Raw genomic sequence first — 15771 nt, 5'->3', positions numbered from 1 at the left:
CCTACTAGGCACAACTGTTTAGCCAAGTGACCTACTGGCACACCTCACGCCAACAGGCGGTAACTTTCACCCCCGCCTGTTTGAGCCGCTGCACTACACTCTTATCGCCCACCACATGGCCCGCGCCTATTACCACAAATAAGGGAACCGGCGATCCATCGGCCTTCATAAGCTTGATAATACCCTCGGCCATAGTCTGGTTTCGCTGCCAGAGGAGCTTCTCCAACATTTGAGTATCCTCCTCTCCCCCCATCTGTTCCTGCATCAGCGTATCGAGGGCGGCCTCATCCCCCGTGCGCCAAGCCGTAATGAGTGACAATAATTCGGCATCTTCAACACTAATGGCTTCGCGCACCATGGACCATTGAGTCTGGCTATCGAATGAAGCCAATAATTGAAACTGCGACTCTGCCGTTTCTAACTCAAACACAGCTCGCCTTGCACTGCGCCCAAGTAGTTGCATATCCACGCCATAATCCGTGCTATAGCCTAAGCCATTATAACGAAGGAGATTAAGTTGAGATGCCTGCAACCATGGGGCAAATGATTGTATAGATTGGCATAAACTCATTTGAGCCTCACAATAGGGCACCATAGCGGCGACCGTTTGCTGATCACGGCTCTGCCAATCTAGGCCCAGTGCTTTATCTGCCATGCCATATTTTTGTAACAAGGCGCGGCTATCGACTTTATTCATATCGACTTCGACCACTAACGCCTTCGCGCGGTCGAATGCTGCTTCAATTTGGCTCGGTAAAGGATAAAAATCGGCACTGCCAATATGGATAGAACCCAGTAAATAGGCGCTCTTACCCTGCCACTCTAGCTGATAAAATGGCGGCTTATCATCCACAGCCGCCCAACTTGCTGCGCTGCCAAACACAGCGGCACAACAGATTGAGACTATTAGTCGCCATTGGCTTGTTGCCATATCCTTTGCCCCTTATAATTCCAGCAAATTTTGCAATGAGACGCTGTTATGCCACACACTAAGGTTATAGAGCAACTGAAAGAAAACCTTCAAACCGCCTATCGCCAAGCCATAGATGCAGACGCTAAGTTAGATGAATTGAAGAAAGCAGGCCTTGGAAAATTCACTAGCATTTTCACAGCCGAACAGGGCTTTATCGTTTCAAGCAATCGTTTTTTGCCCTATGTGCAAGAACTCGTTGATGATTTAACTAAGCTGCAAGATCAGGCAAGCCTAGATCCCGTTGCACTTGAAACCTATGTGCGCCAACTCGCAACCTTACTAAAAACCCTGCAAGCCTTTAAGAAACAAAGCTGATCTGCCTAAACGCTGAAGTGAATAATATTTCAGCGTTTATTCCCCTAACGACCCAGATTTATTCCCCTTCTGCCAACAATAAATTGTCATCATTTTGTCATTTCTAAGTCATAGACTCCGCAAACATTGATGAAGGGGCTGAAGTAATGACAAGTTTAGATCTGGCAAAAGAGCTTGATAAGATAATTGCAAAAGGGGCGATCAACCCACTTTTTCAGCCTATTTTCAATATATTAGAACATAAAATCCATGGTTTTGAAGCCTTAAGCCGTGGCCCAGAACACAGCCCTCTCTATTCGCCCGTCCCCCTGTTCCAGACTGCAGAACACCAAGGAAAATTAAGCGAACTCGAAACCCTGTGTAGGCGCATCTCATTAGAGCAATTTAAACTGCGGCAATTTCAGGGCAGGCTGTTTATCAATATCTCGCCCAAGGCACTGTTAGATCCCGCCCATCCAAAGGGGATGACACTGCAATTATTGCAACAATTAGGGATCTCCCCCTCCCAGGTGGTGATTGAGCTGTCAGAGCAATACCCAGCGGATGATATAGACCTGCTAAAATCCTGTTTAAATCATTACCGTAGCCAAGGATTTATGACGGCAATAGACGACTTAGGCGCAGGTTATTCTGGCCTAAGGCTTTGGTCAGAACTGGCCCCTGACTATGTCAAAATTGATCGCCATTTTATTCATCAAATTGATTCGACCCCAGTAAAACAAGAGTTTGTGCGCTCGATTGTCGAACTCTGCCAAAGTCTGACCTGCAAAGTGATTGCTGAAGGTATTGAAACTCAGGAAGAACTCGCAGTGCTCAAACAACTCGGTATCGTTTATTGTCAGGGTTACTTACTCGGCCGCCCAGAAGCTCAACCCTGCCGAGCGATGAAAGCGACCTTAGTCCCTAATAATACTCAGGTTCAGCCAAGGTATAGCGAATCGGCAGAGAGCCTTTGCAGCAGCGCTATCACTGTGGTTCCAACCCTAAAACTTAAGCATCTCAGCGATACTTTCAGTTCACAACCAGCGTTGCAAGCTGTGGTGGTGGTTGAAAATCAAATTCCCCTAGGCATCATCAGCCGCGCGACCTTGCTGGAGCTTTTTAGCACTCCCTATGGTCGAGCCCTGCATGAAAATCATGCGGTGTCCGAGGTCATGGACCCACAAGTCTTGCAGATTGAAGCCAATGAGCCGCTGTCAATTGTGAGCCAATTACTGACTTCGGAAAGCGCCAACACGGTCGCGCAGCAATTTATTATCTTACGCCGCGGCAAACTCCTTGGTATTGGCCACACAAAAGACTTATTGCAACGTATTACCGAACACAGAATAAAAATGGCGCGCCATGCCAATCCTCTTACGGATTTACCGGGAAATGTGCCTATACAAGAAGAACTTAAGCGACTTAGGCTGCAACAAAAGCCTTTTTATTTAGCCTACTTCGACCTGTGTCACTTTAAGCCATACAATGATATCTATGGATTTTGCCGTGGTGATGAAGTGATCTGTGAAGTAGCCAATCTATTGGTGAAATATAAGAGTGATAACTGTTTTATCGGCCATGTCGGCGGAGATGACTTTGTGATTATCAGTACCTGCGAGCAGATTATTGGCCGTTGCCAGCGAATTTTGGCCGATTTTGAAGCCCACAAACAATTATTCTATAGCGCTGAACATTGGCAAGCGCAGGAAATGCTAGCAGATGATAGGCAAGGCCAAGCCTGCTACCACAAACTCATCAGCCTATGTGTTGGCTTACTGACACCGGCGCACACCTTTAACTGTAACGAACATAGCCTTTCGACCCTGAGCGCAAAGGCAAAAAAACAGGCAAAGTCCGCACACAACGGACTTTGCCTGCTAGAAGAGCCTCAACTTAATCCACAGGCATTAATCGCTTAATACTGAAACTTCAACTCATTGATGTGGAATATTAAATTACGCTAAAGCTTAGGTGCGATGGCTTTTTTCAACCAATCGGTCAGCATTTGGGTCTCGTGCATAAATGGTTTATCGGTTTGCGATTGGATACCAGATAAAAAACCCATATCAGAGAGTTTCTCATCCCCAGCGATAATCACTTTACCGTTCTCAAGCACTTGATAACTGAAGGTCATACGCGGCGGATAAATATCTTTAACGACACGCAAATCATCGGCGGTTGCCCCAAAGGTTGGGCGCATATCACCAGCGAGATCAACATCGGTGACAGTCATCTCAAGCTTTTGATTTAGTTTTAAAATTTTCGAGGCTTCCTTATTGATATTCTTGGTTAAGGTCTCAAATAATCGAGTCTCGTAACGGGATTGGATTTCCCCCGATGATTCAATATCACGAAAATCCTTTGGACTCTGCCAGAGGATTTTAACTATGCCATCTTCAGTAACAGGATCGGTTTTCACTTCATCTGTGGCCCACACTGCACTGCAACTGAGTACACCTGCGAGTAAAAGGAACTGAACTTTCATGCTTGCCTCCTAGGCCTAATCATCTCTACGCTATACCGTACAAAATCTAACCTGAACTAAAGCTTAATGCAAAACTGAAATAAGTATAGATCTGCCGAGGTAAGTTTCTGTATAAAAAGGTAAATAACAATAACAACCTCAACTCAAACGCATCATTTTGTATCAATAGCCTGTAAAGTAAGCGCTGGGTTATTAATTTGTGATCATTTAGCGCGCATCTCGATTAAAAACGCGTTATCCTTCGGCCAATGTTTTACGACTACGAAAAAAAAATGAAATTCCCCGTTGTACCCGTGTTCGTTTTAATCCTGTTGACTTGTTTTGCGAGTGCAATTTGGTTCATTTCCCCCAAAGATAAACAAAATCAGCCAGAAACTTGGTCTGCTTTTATTTATACCCATGGCTATGATTCTGGTAAATATAAGAAAACCGACAATTTTAACAACTATGGCTCCTGCAAAGACTTTGCCCGAGAACAATCATCTTTCTACGATGATGTACCGTGGGAATGCGGCTCAAACTGTGCGTTTGACACCCGTAAGCAAGGTTTCCAATGCCAAGAAATGCGTAACGAACCTTAAGCAAATGGTTCAGCAAAGGTTCAAGTTGACTCCCGTATGCTAGCGGCCTCATCAGTACCACAGGTCTTGTTTGTCAAGGATGCGCGATTTAGAAACTGACGTATTGAACGTGATTTTTTAATTTGGAGCTTATCTATGAACTTAACAACTTTCGCCCTTTCGTGTCTGTATTCACGCAAGCTTGCTTTAGCCGCCGTCATAGTCACTGTGGGAGCAGCACTCAGTCTCCCTAGCCATGCGGCCCAGCTGTCGGCAAAACAACAGCAAGTGGTAAACTCACATTTCAATAAGCTAGCCCAGTCGCAATATGCCGCGGAAAAGCGCATGACCGAGCAGCTCGATCGCGAGTTTAGCCAGAAACTAACCGAAGAAGAATATCGATTAATGCGTCAAACCTGCCCTAAATATGGTATGACGTTCGATACAAGAACCAATGCCTGTTTGCGCCCTTAAGCGCCCAGAGCGTTAAAAGGGAAAACGTGCACTAAGCTCAGGATATTGTTGCTTTAGTTCCTTGGGCTTAGTGCTAAATTTCTTGCCAACTGGTGTCGCCTTGCCCGATGGCATAAATGGCAACTCTTCACCCGTTCTATCTTCGTACAATTGCCCTGCAATCAAATCATACTCGTCCACAAATGGATAGGCATAACCGTCCTTTTCCGGCCACGCTGGCAATTGCGCTAGGCTGTCTGGATGAGTGATAACCGCTTCGTAAGTGGTTTTACCCAGAGAGATGAGAAAACATCTAAATTCCGCAAATGCATACTCAGAATCACAACCTGTGATGATATAAGCCGCGCCCCAAACCGACCATAGGTAACTGCGGCGCATCTGTTGACCAAAGATTTTATCGAAGGCCTTCAACTCATCATGGCTCAATTCGGTTAGCTTTTGTTTGAGTGATTGGGCGAGAGACTCCTGTGATTGCGTCGCTTCTGTACGTGTCACTAAGTCCCAAAATTCAACTTCTGTCATAACCTAAACCTGTTCATTGTGCCTAAGCAAAGGCAATATTCTACACGATAATCAGGTTATGCTGGACTCAGATCTGGGCTTTTCCTACACTTGCTCATCGCCCACACCACCTAATTAGAATCGTATCTATGCCTAAACGTCTTATCCTATTGGTCGCACTTTATTGTCTCATCAGCATCGCCGCTTTATGGCGCGCCATAGCGACTCAATCCTTTGATTTATTTACCTTAGGAGTATTACCTGTGCTGGCGGGGATCATAATGCGTGCACCTTGGTCTAGCCTAGTGCTAAAAATCTATCTTGGTATGCAAACCTTAGGCTTTTCGGCGCTTGGGATCACCGCCATTATCGCCTATCGCATTACACCTGAGGACGTTAAAGTCGTCTTTGCTGGCCATAATATTCCAATGCAACCCCTTGTTATCAGTGTTATTAGCTTTTTATTAGTCCAATATTGGGTCGCGTTTTCTAAAGTGACTTATCACTATTTGAGTGGAAAAACACAGTCATAGTCGATTTGTTGCTAAGCTGTTACTTATAGCGTAGCTTAACGACCCCATAAAATACCCATAGCCAAGACTGACAGAGATTATGAGCCATTTATCGCCCAGCGAACTTTCCATCCTGCTAGTGGAACCTTCTGAAACCCAACGCAGGATCATTATCCAGCGTTTACAGCAGGAAGGGATTGTCAGCATCCAAACCGCGGCCAACCTTGCGGATTCAAAAGAGGTGATTACACGGCATAAACCGGACTTGATCGTCAGCGCCATGCACTTTGATGACGGCACGGCGAACGACTTGCTCAGTTATTTACGCAACAATAGCGACTGCCGCGACATTCAATTTATGTTGGTATCGAGCGAATGTCGCCGTGAGCAATTAGAAATATTTCGCCAATCGGGTGTGGTCGCCATTTTACCTAAACCCTTTAATGCCGAGCATTTAGGTAAAGCCCTCAATGCAACTATCGATTTATTGAGCCACGATGAACTCGATTTAAGTCATTTTGATGTGCACGATGTGCGCGTCTTAGTGGTCGATGATAGCCGGATGGCGAGAAACGTCATTAAACGTACCATAGGCAATTTAGGGATTAAATTGATCACCGAAGCCGAAGATGGCGCCCAAGCGATTGAGTTAATGCGACATAACATGTTCGATCTTGTGATCACCGATTACAATATGCCCAGTGTCGATGGGCTCGCGTTAACACAATTCATTCGTAATGAGAGCCAACAATCCCACATCCCGATTCTTATGGTTTCCTCCGAAGCCAATGATACCCACTTAAGCAATGTGTCACAGGCCGGCGTAAATGCGCTGTGCGATAAGCCCTTTGAACCTAAATTGGTTAAACAACTCCTTTATCAACTATTGGAAGAATAAAACCTAAGTCACGAACCGCACAAATATTCTCCAATTCTGCCACTTTGATTGGGAAAGCTTGCAGCAAAAGACTTTCCAACGGTTAAACCTTATGGCATGTTAGGCACGCTTACTTAATAAATCTATGGAAAGAAGAGACAACAAAGATGAACAAAACTGAACTTATCGCCAAGATTGCCGAAAATGCCGATCTAACTAAAGTTGAAGCAGCGCGCGCATTAAAATCTTTCGAAGCGGCTATTACCGAATCAATGAAAAACGGTGACAAAATTTCCATCGTCGGATTTGGCTCTTTCGAAACTACGACTCGTGCAGCACGTACGGGACGTAACCCACAAACAGGTAAAGAAATCCAAATTGCCGAGGCAACTGTGCCTAAGTTTAAAGCCGGTAAGACTCTGCGTGATAGCGTAAACTAAGTCACTGCTAAGCTAAATTTCGATAAAACGCCTCCATTGTGGGGCGTTTTTTTTGCTTAAAACTAAACCTGCAAAGGCCATTTTTTGCACAACAACAGTGCGTCACTGCTCTATTTTCTAGCACATTAACACAAATTATTAACACAATGAATTATAACTAACTGTTTTTTAAAAGATTGAAATAATGGCATGTGATTAGCAATTCCCTCTTCAGAAAAAACCAAGATGCACCAATGTCACCACCCCAAATGGGGACATGAGTGAATCGATAAATAAGTCAATCGAGGGGATGAACATGAAAAAATCACTGTACAGCGTTTTGGCATTATCGACGGGGCTGTTGCTGACATCAAATGCCTTTGCGGCCGTGTCGGGCAATATTGGTGGTACTTCAAACTACCTATGGCGTGGCGTTACCCAAACTAACGATGCCGTAGCTATCCAAGGTGGTATCGACTACAGCCATGATTCTGGATTCTATGCGGGCACTTGGGCATCGAATGTGGACTTTGGTGACGATACCAGTTACGAGCTGGATCTCTATGCGGGCTATGGTGGCAGCATTACCGAGGATCTCAGTTATGACATAGGTTACCTCTACTATGCTTATCCCGACGCCGAAGGCAGTATCGACTTTGGTGAACTCCATGGTGCAATCACATGGAAATGGCTTGAGTTGAGCTATTCACAGGTCGTCAATGCTGGGGATGATGTCGCCGCCGAACCTTTAGACAATAAAGATTTAAGCTACCTTGCCGCAACCGTTTCTGTGCCGCTGACAGAGAAACTCAACTTATCGGTGCACTATGGTTACTCAAGCGGTGACGTTGTAGAAGCTTGGTTTGGTGAAGAAAACTATGCCGACTACAATGTAACACTCAGCGCCGATACGAGTATGGGCACAGTCTCTTTTATGGTGTCAGATACAGATTTAACCCAAGATGACGCTAAAATTGCCTTAGGTTACTCCTACAGCTTTGACCTCTAACGGCCACTCTGCAGCACCAGTAAAAACGCCACTTTACGTGGCGTTTTTACTTTAAATTCAAGCCTAATATCTTAAATTCAAGCCTAAGCAATAATCGGGCGATTCGATTTACGCGCCGCCACCATTTTCTCAATATATTCAACGATAGGCTCGGTGACTGAAATCCCCGTAGTTTGTTCGATACCCTCAATGCCAGGCGCAGAATTAACCTCAAGGATCAATGGGCCACGATGGGAGCGCAGTATATCCACCCCAGCGACAACCAGTCCCATCGCCTTAACGGCTGCGACCGCCATTTTACGTTCTTCTGGGGTGATTTTAATTTTTTCACCACAGCCACCTAAATGCAGGTTTGAGCGAAAATCGCCCTCGGGACCTTGGCGCTTCATTGAGGCAACCACTTTATCGCCCACCACAAAACAACGGATATCGCTGCCATTGGATTCTTTAATATATTCTTGGACCAAAATATTGGCCTTAAGCCCTAAAAAGGCCTCGATAACGCTCTCGGCAGCCGTTTTCGTCTCGGCTAACACCACGCCAATACCTTGGGTTCCCTCAAGCAGCTTAATCACTAAAGGAGCACCGCCGACCATATTGATAAGGTCTGGAATATCATTAGGTTTATTGGCAAACCCAGTGATAGGCATACCAATTCCTTTACGCGACAGCAGTTGCAGGGCACGTAATTTATCCCGCGAGCGAGCGATGGAAATCGAATCATTTGCCACAAATACGCCCATCATCTCGAATTGACGCACAACCGCACAGCCGTAAAACGTCACACTCGCATGGATCCGCGGAATGATCGCATCAAACCCCACCAACTCCTCACCCTCATAATGAATGCTGGGTTTAATGGAATTGATATTCATATAACAGTTTAACGTATTGATCACCACAGCTTCATGGCCACGTGCCTCACAGGCGGCGACGAGACGTTGTGTCGAATACAATTGGGGAAACTGAGATAAGATACCTATTTTCATTACGAACTGACCAAATTAAGCACTGTGAATGGGAATTCTGAGGTAAAAAACACACCAGAGAAGGGAGGGCAGATATTTGTCTATTGCTCAGTGTAAAGCAAGGAAAAACTCCTCACCAGATGAAATCCACTGCCTGTATTGAGGGTAAGATAATGTTCACAATTGTGCGAGTAAAGGGGCAATATATTTTGCTTCGAAGTCACTCGCCTCTAAAGGACGGGAAAACAGATACCCTTGTAGTACATTGCAGTTTCGCGTAGTACAAAACTCAGCCTGTTCAAGGGTTTCGACGCCTTCTGCCACGGATATCACATTAAAACCGTAAGCAAAATTTAATAAAGCGGCAAGTAACCGGGTATCTTTCTCATCCTTATCATAGGAGGCCACAAAGCTTTTATCTATCTTCAACACACTGATAGGAAATAGCTTTATGTGCTCTAGGGAGGAAAAGCCAGTCCCAAAATCATCGAGCGCAAAACGTACTCCTAATGCGGCGATTTGATCTAGCACTTTCGCATGTTCGTGGGGTTCTTCAATTAAACAATTTTCAGTAATCTCTAACTCCAACGCCGTTGCCGGTAAATGGGTCACCTCCAGTGCATTAACAATTTTCTGATATAAATCGATATGGCCTATTTGTGCAGCCGATAAATTAACGGCGATAGTGAACTGATATCCGAAGGGTTGTAACTGAGTTAACCATTCCTGCGCCTGCCTACAGGCCTCAATCAATATCCAATCTCCTATCTCCTCCATTAAGCCAATCTCTTCGGCAATGGGCAGGAACTTCTCCGGTGAAATCAGCCCATCTTGTGGATGCTGCCAGCGGATAAGCGCTTCCATCCCCACCATTTGATGGGTTTGAGAATCCACTTGAGCTTGATAATAAACTTTAAATTCATTCTGTTTGAGGGCGATCCTCAGGCTAGATTCGATATGATTACGATAACGAACCTCCCTATCTAAGGCTTCGGAATAAAACTGGATCTGATTGCGCCCCATTTTCTTCGCTCGGTACATGGCAATATCGGCACATTTCATCAACTCAGAACTGTTCGATGCGGCTTCGCTATAAAACGCGACCCCAATGCTGGCGCCAATCATCACATCGTTATCCCCAAGACAAAACACGTCTTCAAATGCCTTAAGCAAACGGTTAGCGACTATCATAGGAAAATATTTGTAGTCATTATCGGTGACTAACACCACAAACTCATCGCCACCTAATCGGGCAATAACGTCCCCATCGCGCAATACAGTGCTGAGGCGTGAAGCGACCTGCACCAATAGAATGTCGCCAGTCTGGTGGCCTAACGTATCATTTATAGCTTTAAAATCATCAAGATCGAGTAAAATTACCGCAAGAAAATCGTGACTTCTCTTCGCCCTAGCAATGGCTCGGTTGAGGCAAAGTTCAAAGCCATAACGGTTAACTAATTTAGTGAGGGAATCATGCTCGGCGAGATCTTTAAGCTTCTGATGGCTATTTCTAAGGGCTAAGGCCATGGAGGATCTTTGTTTAGCGTAACGAATTGCACGGCTTAGAATGCGTGAATTCACTTCATCTTTCAGCAAAAAATCCTGAGCACCTAACTCGATACAGCGTTGGGCCAGTTTTTCATCTTCATAGCGACTCAGCATGACCACCACGGTTTGCTCTTGAGTCATAGAATTAAGTTTGATCAGCACTTCTAAGCCATTGGCGTCTGGCAATAAATAATCCAATAAAATGCCATCGAAGTGGCGCTCGAGGGCGAGATTCAACCCATCGAAAGCGCAATTGGCCTCAATAACATTAAACGCCAACTTTGACTGCCTTAACGCCCGGATGATTGCCGTTCTATCCACTTCATCATCGTCGATCAGTAGTAAGTCCATATACACACCTCATACGGTTGGGAGCTCGACAATGTGCCAATAACCTTCCAACATATTAAAAATGTTATTAAAACCGTCTTTAATATCCGTTTTAACCATATATCCAGCGACATGATGGCTATAGGCTCTCATCCTATCTTCATCGGTACTTGAGGTGGTGAGCATAAAAACCACTGATGCAGATAAGGTTGGATCTGAGCGAATATGTTCAAGAAATTCAAAGCCATTCATCCTTGGCATATTCAGATCTAGCAATATGAGATAGGGCCCTTTAATCGTTTCCGGATGCGTGAGAATATTCAACGCCTCCAACCCATCTCGGGCCCGTATCAAGGGGTTCAATAGACGCAACTGCCGCATCGCCCTTTGCACCGCCATATAATCCACATCATCATCATCGACGAGTAAAATCATCACCTGATTGTAACTATCGCAGCTGCTCATAACACCTCCTTGTCGATAATTCGCTTAGGCCAACTAAACTGGAAGCAGCAACCCCGCCCTTCGGATTTTAGCTGAACCTGACCACCGAGACTCTCTACGGTTTTTTTCACGAGAGATAGACCTAAACCGCTGCCCTCCACCTCATCTCTAGGCCTTAGTGTTTGAAACATTTCAAACACTTTTCCATGATAAGCGTTAGAAATACCAGGGCCATCATCAATCACGCTAAACCAATACTGCTCATCCCTCTGCTCGCATTGCACTCTAATAACGCCCTGCCCTTTATCGTGGTGTTTAATGGCATTGCTCATCAGATTCCTTACCACTAACTCCAACAAGGTTTTGACCGTTTTCAATTGAGGAAAACCACCCTCGAGTACTAATTCAAATCCCTGTGGCGGGGCAACTAACGCGAACATATCTTCCATAAGTTGCTGAGTATTTACCTCAACAATCTCGGTATCGACCCGACCAATACGGGAGAACATTAACAAGCCATCGAGTAATAACACCATTCGATGAATACGACTCTGGATCAAACCTAAATACTTTTGAACATTTTCATTAGTATTATCAGCAAGATCTTCCGATAACCAACTCGTCAATTGCTCAATTCCCCTAAGGGGGGATTTCAAATCGTGGGACGCAATGTAAGCGAAACGGTCTAACTCTTGATTGATCCGTTCAAGCTCCTTTGTGTGCTCAGCACGCTGAATTTCAATACGTTTACGCTCGGACACATTATTAATCGTTGCCAGAATAGAAACCCCATTGCTGAAATGGATGGGAGTTAGCCCCACTTCGATGGCCAAACGAGTTCCATCTTTACAGCAACCAAACAGGTCATCCCGCATCGACATATTCTTGGCAATGGGCTGGACCAAATAATTACTCATGTGCTGCTGATGGGCGTTACGCAAAACTTCAGGCAATAGCATATTGATGGATCGCCCAAGCAATTCGTCCCTCGCATAACCAAAGAGGCGCTCCGCATGGGTGTTAACTAAGGTAATCACACCAGACTTATCCACCATAAACAATGCGCTGGGAGAGGCTTCAATCACCAGACGGAAGCGCTTTTCGTTTGCGATCAACTCTGCGGTAAGCATCGACTCTTGATAGCGATTACGCGCCATCACGATCACCGAATAAAATAAGGCCAACACAAAACCACAACCAATCACCTGCAACCAAATACTTTGCGCCTGTTCTGAACTCGAAATAAAACGTGACTGGGAAGAAATATCCAAACGCCAAGTCTGGCCTTCTATCATCTCCGTTTGCGATTTATAAAAAATGTCCTCGGTCGATGGTAGCTTTTTACTGCTGGAGAACATCAAATTAGCCCTGTTGGCAGTGTCACCATCATAAATAGCGAGTTTCAAGCCGGAGAAACGATTGCCCATAATCCCCTGCATTAAGTCATTCATGCGAAATGCGGCATAGACCAAACCAATAGCTTGCTGTTTTCGCTCGGCCTCCGTCGTGGCTAAGCCTCGATACAGAGGCAAATACATTAAAAAACCCGACTGAGTATCGTCTGAAGTTTCCTGCACTAAAGTGACTTTTCCCGAAATCGTGGGCATACCCGAAGCTATCGCGCTCAATATCGCCGCGCGGCGAATGGGTTCGGAACACATATCGAAACCAAAGGCGCGTTGATTACGCCAATCGAAGGGTTCTAAATAATTAATCGCACAATAAAGTTCCCTCTCTCCTACTGGATAAACCTTATATTCATTAAACCCTTCGGCTTGGATTTGCTTAATATGCTCCCCTATATTTACTGGCGTTAATAATTCAGCATATCCAATCCCTTGAATACCGGGGTAATACTCACTTAAGCGTGCATTAGTAATATAGATTTGCCATTCTTGGCGTGTTACCCCATTTGAGGAAAGAAAAAGCCCAATGCCGCCCCGCAGCACTTGCTCATAGGCAACCATCCTATGGTTTACGGCCTCGATCAGCTCTTGCACACTGTTGTTGAAACGCTCTTCACCACGATCCCTAAAATATTCTTCGAGGGCATACCAGGAAATGCCCATAAAAAACAACATGGCAAGCACCATCAGCCAGCTTGAGCTGAGTACACGAAAATAATTTTTCTTCGGGGAATCGAAAGATTCAGGAAAACCATCCTTGTACATATACGCCCATTCCCTAGCTAAGGAGAATAATAATCACTTATTCAAGTGTTGTTCTAACCCTTGCTAAATTCAAGTTTTCCTACTATTTAAGTAGGAATTAATACAGGAACAAAATGACAGAGTTATGCGCTTAATCACAAAATAAGCATAAACTAAATTAAGCGTACATGCGCCATCACTATCTGGCCCACAGCCCTCCATAACGGGAAAAATTTTTTACTCTGATTCACAAAATTTTTTGCTTTTCTAACACGCTCTTTTTAGATAGAAAGTCGGTAGGAACAACAAGAGGAATTCGTTATGGCTCATATTATTGAAGTCGTGCCCAACGATACTGAACTTGAGGCAATGACCACCCCTAGGAACAGCAAAGCGGCCGAAGCAATGCAACATAAGCGTGAAGTCAAAAAACGCTTAGAAGATTACCTCGAACGCGCCGAATTAAGACGTGCATTAGGAGATGACGATTTTTTTTAAGCCTTTATGATTCCTTTCTGCTGGTGCGCTCTTCCCTAGGGCGCACACTAAAAACCAGCAAAACTAACGCCTCACCCAGCACTTGGGGCTGGGTGTGCATTTCACTCACCTTTTATGACGCCATTTTTAGCCAGCGACTTTATCGGCTTAAGTTTTAGCTCAATCAAACGTACATCCCCCATCAGGACCATCGCAATCTCCTTTGCAAAGAGATTTAATCGGGATTTTTCAGCCTCGATTAGGCTTCGCCGTATAAATAGCGAGGCTTTAAGGCTATGATTAGCCTAATTTCTAGCGTTTAAGTTACCAGTAGGATTACGGGAATGTCAGAGTCGTTAGCCCAGTACCAACAAGATCTACGCCGCTTTTCCGATGAACTCATTCGTATCCAAACTCCCATAAAAATCCTCGATGCCATTAAATGGCCAAGGGAGATGGAAGAACGTTTTCTATCAAGCAAGGGCACGACTCTGCCAGCCATTAAGCAAGATTTCTATCAAAACATAGCCTTACCTTTCGACCCCATTAAAACTCAAGCAGAACTCACCTCCCTTAAGCAAGATATTCACCGCTGCTTAGGTAAGAGAGACAAGCTCGGCAAGATATTAGTCGCTAACGTCGATCAATATCGCCTGGTTGTGGATATGTTGGGCCATCGAGGAACCCCGACTTTTGGCAAACTCAGCCAAGAATTATACGGAAGTGCTAACCACAAATTGCATGGAGATCGCCATACCCTGCGCCAATTGGGCGATAAACTCAGTTACATTTTTTCTCTGCCCGCGGCGCGGCATATGAATAAACACCATCCCAAAATTATTACTGCTCCAGAAGCCGTGCATGTGCTTAGCCAACGATTAGAGAAATACTTCCACAGCGATGATATGCGCGTGCGTCTCAGTGACGGTATTGTCTCGGATGCCGCCGTGGGTGGTGATACGGTAAAACTTAACAGTAAGGCAATGTTTAGCGAGTCGGATCTTAATGTGTATGAGGTACACGAAGGTTGGGTACATGTCGGCACAACCCTCAATGGTCGAGCCCAGCCCCATGCCACTTGGCTCAGTGTCGGCTCCCCCCGTGTTGCCGCGACGCAGGAAGGCCTAGCCGTATTACTCGAAATGTTGACCCTAAGTTCAAATCCTGGACGAGCCCGCCGCATCAGCGATCGCGTCGCCGCCGTCGATATGGCAGAAAATGGAGCAGATTTTATCGATGTTTTTAACTATTTCAGAGGGTTAAATTTAAGTGCAAAGGATAGCTACCGTGTGACTCAAAGGGTCTTCCGAGGTGGCATGGTTGAAGGAGGCAGTTTTTTTACCAAAGACATCTCCTATGTGCGTGGCTATGTGGAAAACATTAACTTCATTCGTAGCGCCATCACATCGGGCCTGCCTGAGCTTATCCCTATGTTATTCTTAGGAAAACTGGCAATCGAAGATATTCCGGTGCTGTATCAAGCCTGCCAAGAAGGCATTATCACCCAACCGAAATATTTACCGCCCATGTTCGATAACTTTAGCGGCCTCTATGCATGGTTTGGCTTCGCCTCTGGCTTGGCGGGAATAGACTTAAAAGGGGTGCAACGTCACTTTACTCGCTTATTTAAAGACGTGCCTAATGTCGCCCCCGTCTTCGAATTACTCGATGATACTGAGTTTGATAATAACTCGGACTAATACTTCCTCCTTATTTGCATAATAAAAAAAGCTCACAGCGTTGTGAG

17 protein-coding genes are annotated in these 15771 nt (G+C 45.1%); 10 read left to right on the top strand and 7 right to left on the bottom strand.

Annotated elements, in window-relative coordinates:
- Positions 1 to 31 precede the first annotated feature (31 nt).
- A complete protein-coding gene (locus tag JFT56_RS02930; RefSeq protein WP_198782230.1) occupies positions 32 to 931 on the bottom strand; it encodes a TraB/GumN family protein in 900 nt (299 codons plus the stop codon).
- A gap of 48 nt (positions 932 to 979) precedes the next feature.
- Between JFT56_RS02930 and JFT56_RS02925 the strand changes: the two genes are divergently transcribed.
- Both JFT56_RS02925 and JFT56_RS02920 read left to right on the top strand, forming a co-directional pair.
- Positions 980 to 1288, top strand: a complete 309-nt coding sequence (locus JFT56_RS02925; protein WP_198782229.1) for a prephenate dehydrogenase — start codon at positions 980 to 982, stop codon at positions 1286 to 1288.
- Between the two features lie 146 nt (positions 1289 to 1434).
- Complete coding sequence (locus JFT56_RS02920) at positions 1435 to 3189, top strand: GGDEF domain-containing protein (protein ID WP_198782228.1); 1755 nt, start codon at positions 1435 to 1437, stop codon at positions 3187 to 3189.
- Positions 3190 to 3230: 41 nt separating this feature from the next.
- Here JFT56_RS02920 and JFT56_RS02915 read toward each other — a convergent pair whose 3' ends face one another.
- Positions 3231 to 3755: a DUF3016 domain-containing protein gene (locus JFT56_RS02915; RefSeq protein ID WP_198782227.1), complete on the bottom strand. Its 525-nt coding sequence runs from the start codon at positions 3753 to 3755 to the stop codon at positions 3231 to 3233.
- Positions 3756 to 4027: 272 nt separating this feature from the next.
- Here JFT56_RS02915 and JFT56_RS02910 point away from each other — a divergent pair, with 272 nt between their 5' ends.
- Together JFT56_RS02910 and JFT56_RS02905 are read left to right on the top strand one after the other, a co-directional pair.
- Positions 4028 to 4336 (top strand): hypothetical protein, encoded by a 309-nt coding sequence (locus JFT56_RS02910; RefSeq protein ID WP_198782226.1) that lies wholly within the window; start codon positions 4028 to 4030, stop codon positions 4334 to 4336.
- Between the two features lie 135 nt (positions 4337 to 4471).
- Positions 4472 to 4789, top strand: a complete 318-nt coding sequence (locus JFT56_RS02905) for a hypothetical protein (RefSeq protein WP_198782225.1) — start codon at positions 4472 to 4474, stop codon at positions 4787 to 4789.
- A gap of 12 nt (positions 4790 to 4801) precedes the next feature.
- Here JFT56_RS02905 and JFT56_RS02900 read toward each other — a convergent pair whose 3' ends face one another.
- Positions 4802 to 5311, bottom strand: a complete 510-nt coding sequence (locus tag JFT56_RS02900) for a DUF4240 domain-containing protein (protein ID WP_198782224.1) — start codon at positions 5309 to 5311, stop codon at positions 4802 to 4804.
- A 128-nt stretch (positions 5312 to 5439) separates the two neighbouring features.
- On the opposite strand from JFT56_RS02900, the gene JFT56_RS02895 reads away from it, so the two are divergent.
- The 4 genes from JFT56_RS02895 to JFT56_RS02880 all read left to right on the top strand — a co-directional run bounded on the left by JFT56_RS02895 (position 5440) and on the right by JFT56_RS02880 (position 8107).
- Complete coding sequence (locus JFT56_RS02895; protein ID WP_198782223.1) at positions 5440 to 5823, top strand: hypothetical protein; 384 nt, start codon at positions 5440 to 5442, stop codon at positions 5821 to 5823.
- Positions 5824 to 5902: 79 nt separating this feature from the next.
- On the top strand, positions 5903 to 6700 hold the full coding sequence (locus JFT56_RS02890) for a response regulator (RefSeq protein WP_198782222.1): 798 nt from the start codon (positions 5903 to 5905) through the stop codon (positions 6698 to 6700).
- Positions 6701 to 6846: 146 nt separating this feature from the next.
- The gene (locus tag JFT56_RS02885; protein ID WP_007650853.1) at positions 6847 to 7119 is read left to right on the top strand and encodes an HU family DNA-binding protein; all 273 of its coding nucleotides are present in this window, start codon (positions 6847 to 6849) and stop codon (positions 7117 to 7119) included.
- A gap of 295 nt (positions 7120 to 7414) precedes the next feature.
- Positions 7415 to 8107: a TorF family putative porin gene (locus tag JFT56_RS02880; protein ID WP_198782221.1), complete on the top strand. Its 693-nt coding sequence runs from the start codon at positions 7415 to 7417 to the stop codon at positions 8105 to 8107.
- 83 nt (positions 8108 to 8190) lie between these two features.
- On the opposite strand, the gene rimK is transcribed toward JFT56_RS02880, so the two are convergent.
- The 4 genes from rimK to JFT56_RS02860 all read right to left on the bottom strand — a co-directional run bounded on the left by rimK (position 8191) and on the right by JFT56_RS02860 (position 13568).
- Positions 8191 to 9096, bottom strand: coding sequence for a 30S ribosomal protein S6--L-glutamate ligase (rimK, locus tag JFT56_RS02875; protein WP_198782220.1), 906 nt, complete (start codon positions 9094 to 9096; stop codon positions 8191 to 8193).
- 156 nt (positions 9097 to 9252) lie between these two features.
- Positions 9253 to 10974 (bottom strand): putative bifunctional diguanylate cyclase/phosphodiesterase, encoded by a 1722-nt coding sequence (locus JFT56_RS02870; protein ID WP_198782219.1) that lies wholly within the window; start codon positions 10972 to 10974, stop codon positions 9253 to 9255.
- Between the two features lie 9 nt (positions 10975 to 10983).
- A complete protein-coding gene (locus tag JFT56_RS02865; RefSeq protein WP_198782218.1) occupies positions 10984 to 11418 on the bottom strand; it encodes a response regulator in 435 nt (144 codons plus the stop codon).
- Complete coding sequence (locus JFT56_RS02860; RefSeq protein ID WP_198782217.1) at positions 11415 to 13568, bottom strand: CHASE domain-containing protein; 2154 nt, start codon at positions 13566 to 13568, stop codon at positions 11415 to 11417. The genes JFT56_RS02865 and JFT56_RS02860 overlap by 4 nt, the downstream gene beginning before the upstream one ends.
- A 300-nt stretch (positions 13569 to 13868) precedes the next feature.
- On the opposite strand from JFT56_RS02860, the gene JFT56_RS02855 reads away from it, so the two are divergent.
- Both JFT56_RS02855 and JFT56_RS02850 read left to right on the top strand, forming a co-directional pair.
- Positions 13869 to 14045, top strand: a complete 177-nt coding sequence (locus JFT56_RS02855; protein ID WP_198782216.1) for a PA3496 family putative envelope integrity protein — start codon at positions 13869 to 13871, stop codon at positions 14043 to 14045.
- Between the two features lie 323 nt (positions 14046 to 14368).
- On the top strand, positions 14369 to 15724 hold the full coding sequence (locus JFT56_RS02850) for a flavohemoglobin expression-modulating QEGLA motif protein (RefSeq protein ID WP_198782215.1): 1356 nt from the start codon (positions 14369 to 14371) through the stop codon (positions 15722 to 15724).
- The last annotated feature ends 47 nt before the right edge of the window (positions 15725 to 15771 follow it).

This window comes from Shewanella putrefaciens, assembly GCF_016406305.1.
Classification (GTDB): domain Bacteria; phylum Pseudomonadota; class Gammaproteobacteria; order Enterobacterales; family Shewanellaceae; genus Shewanella; species Shewanella putrefaciens_C.
This window is presented reverse-complemented; position numbering and strand designations above follow the sequence as displayed.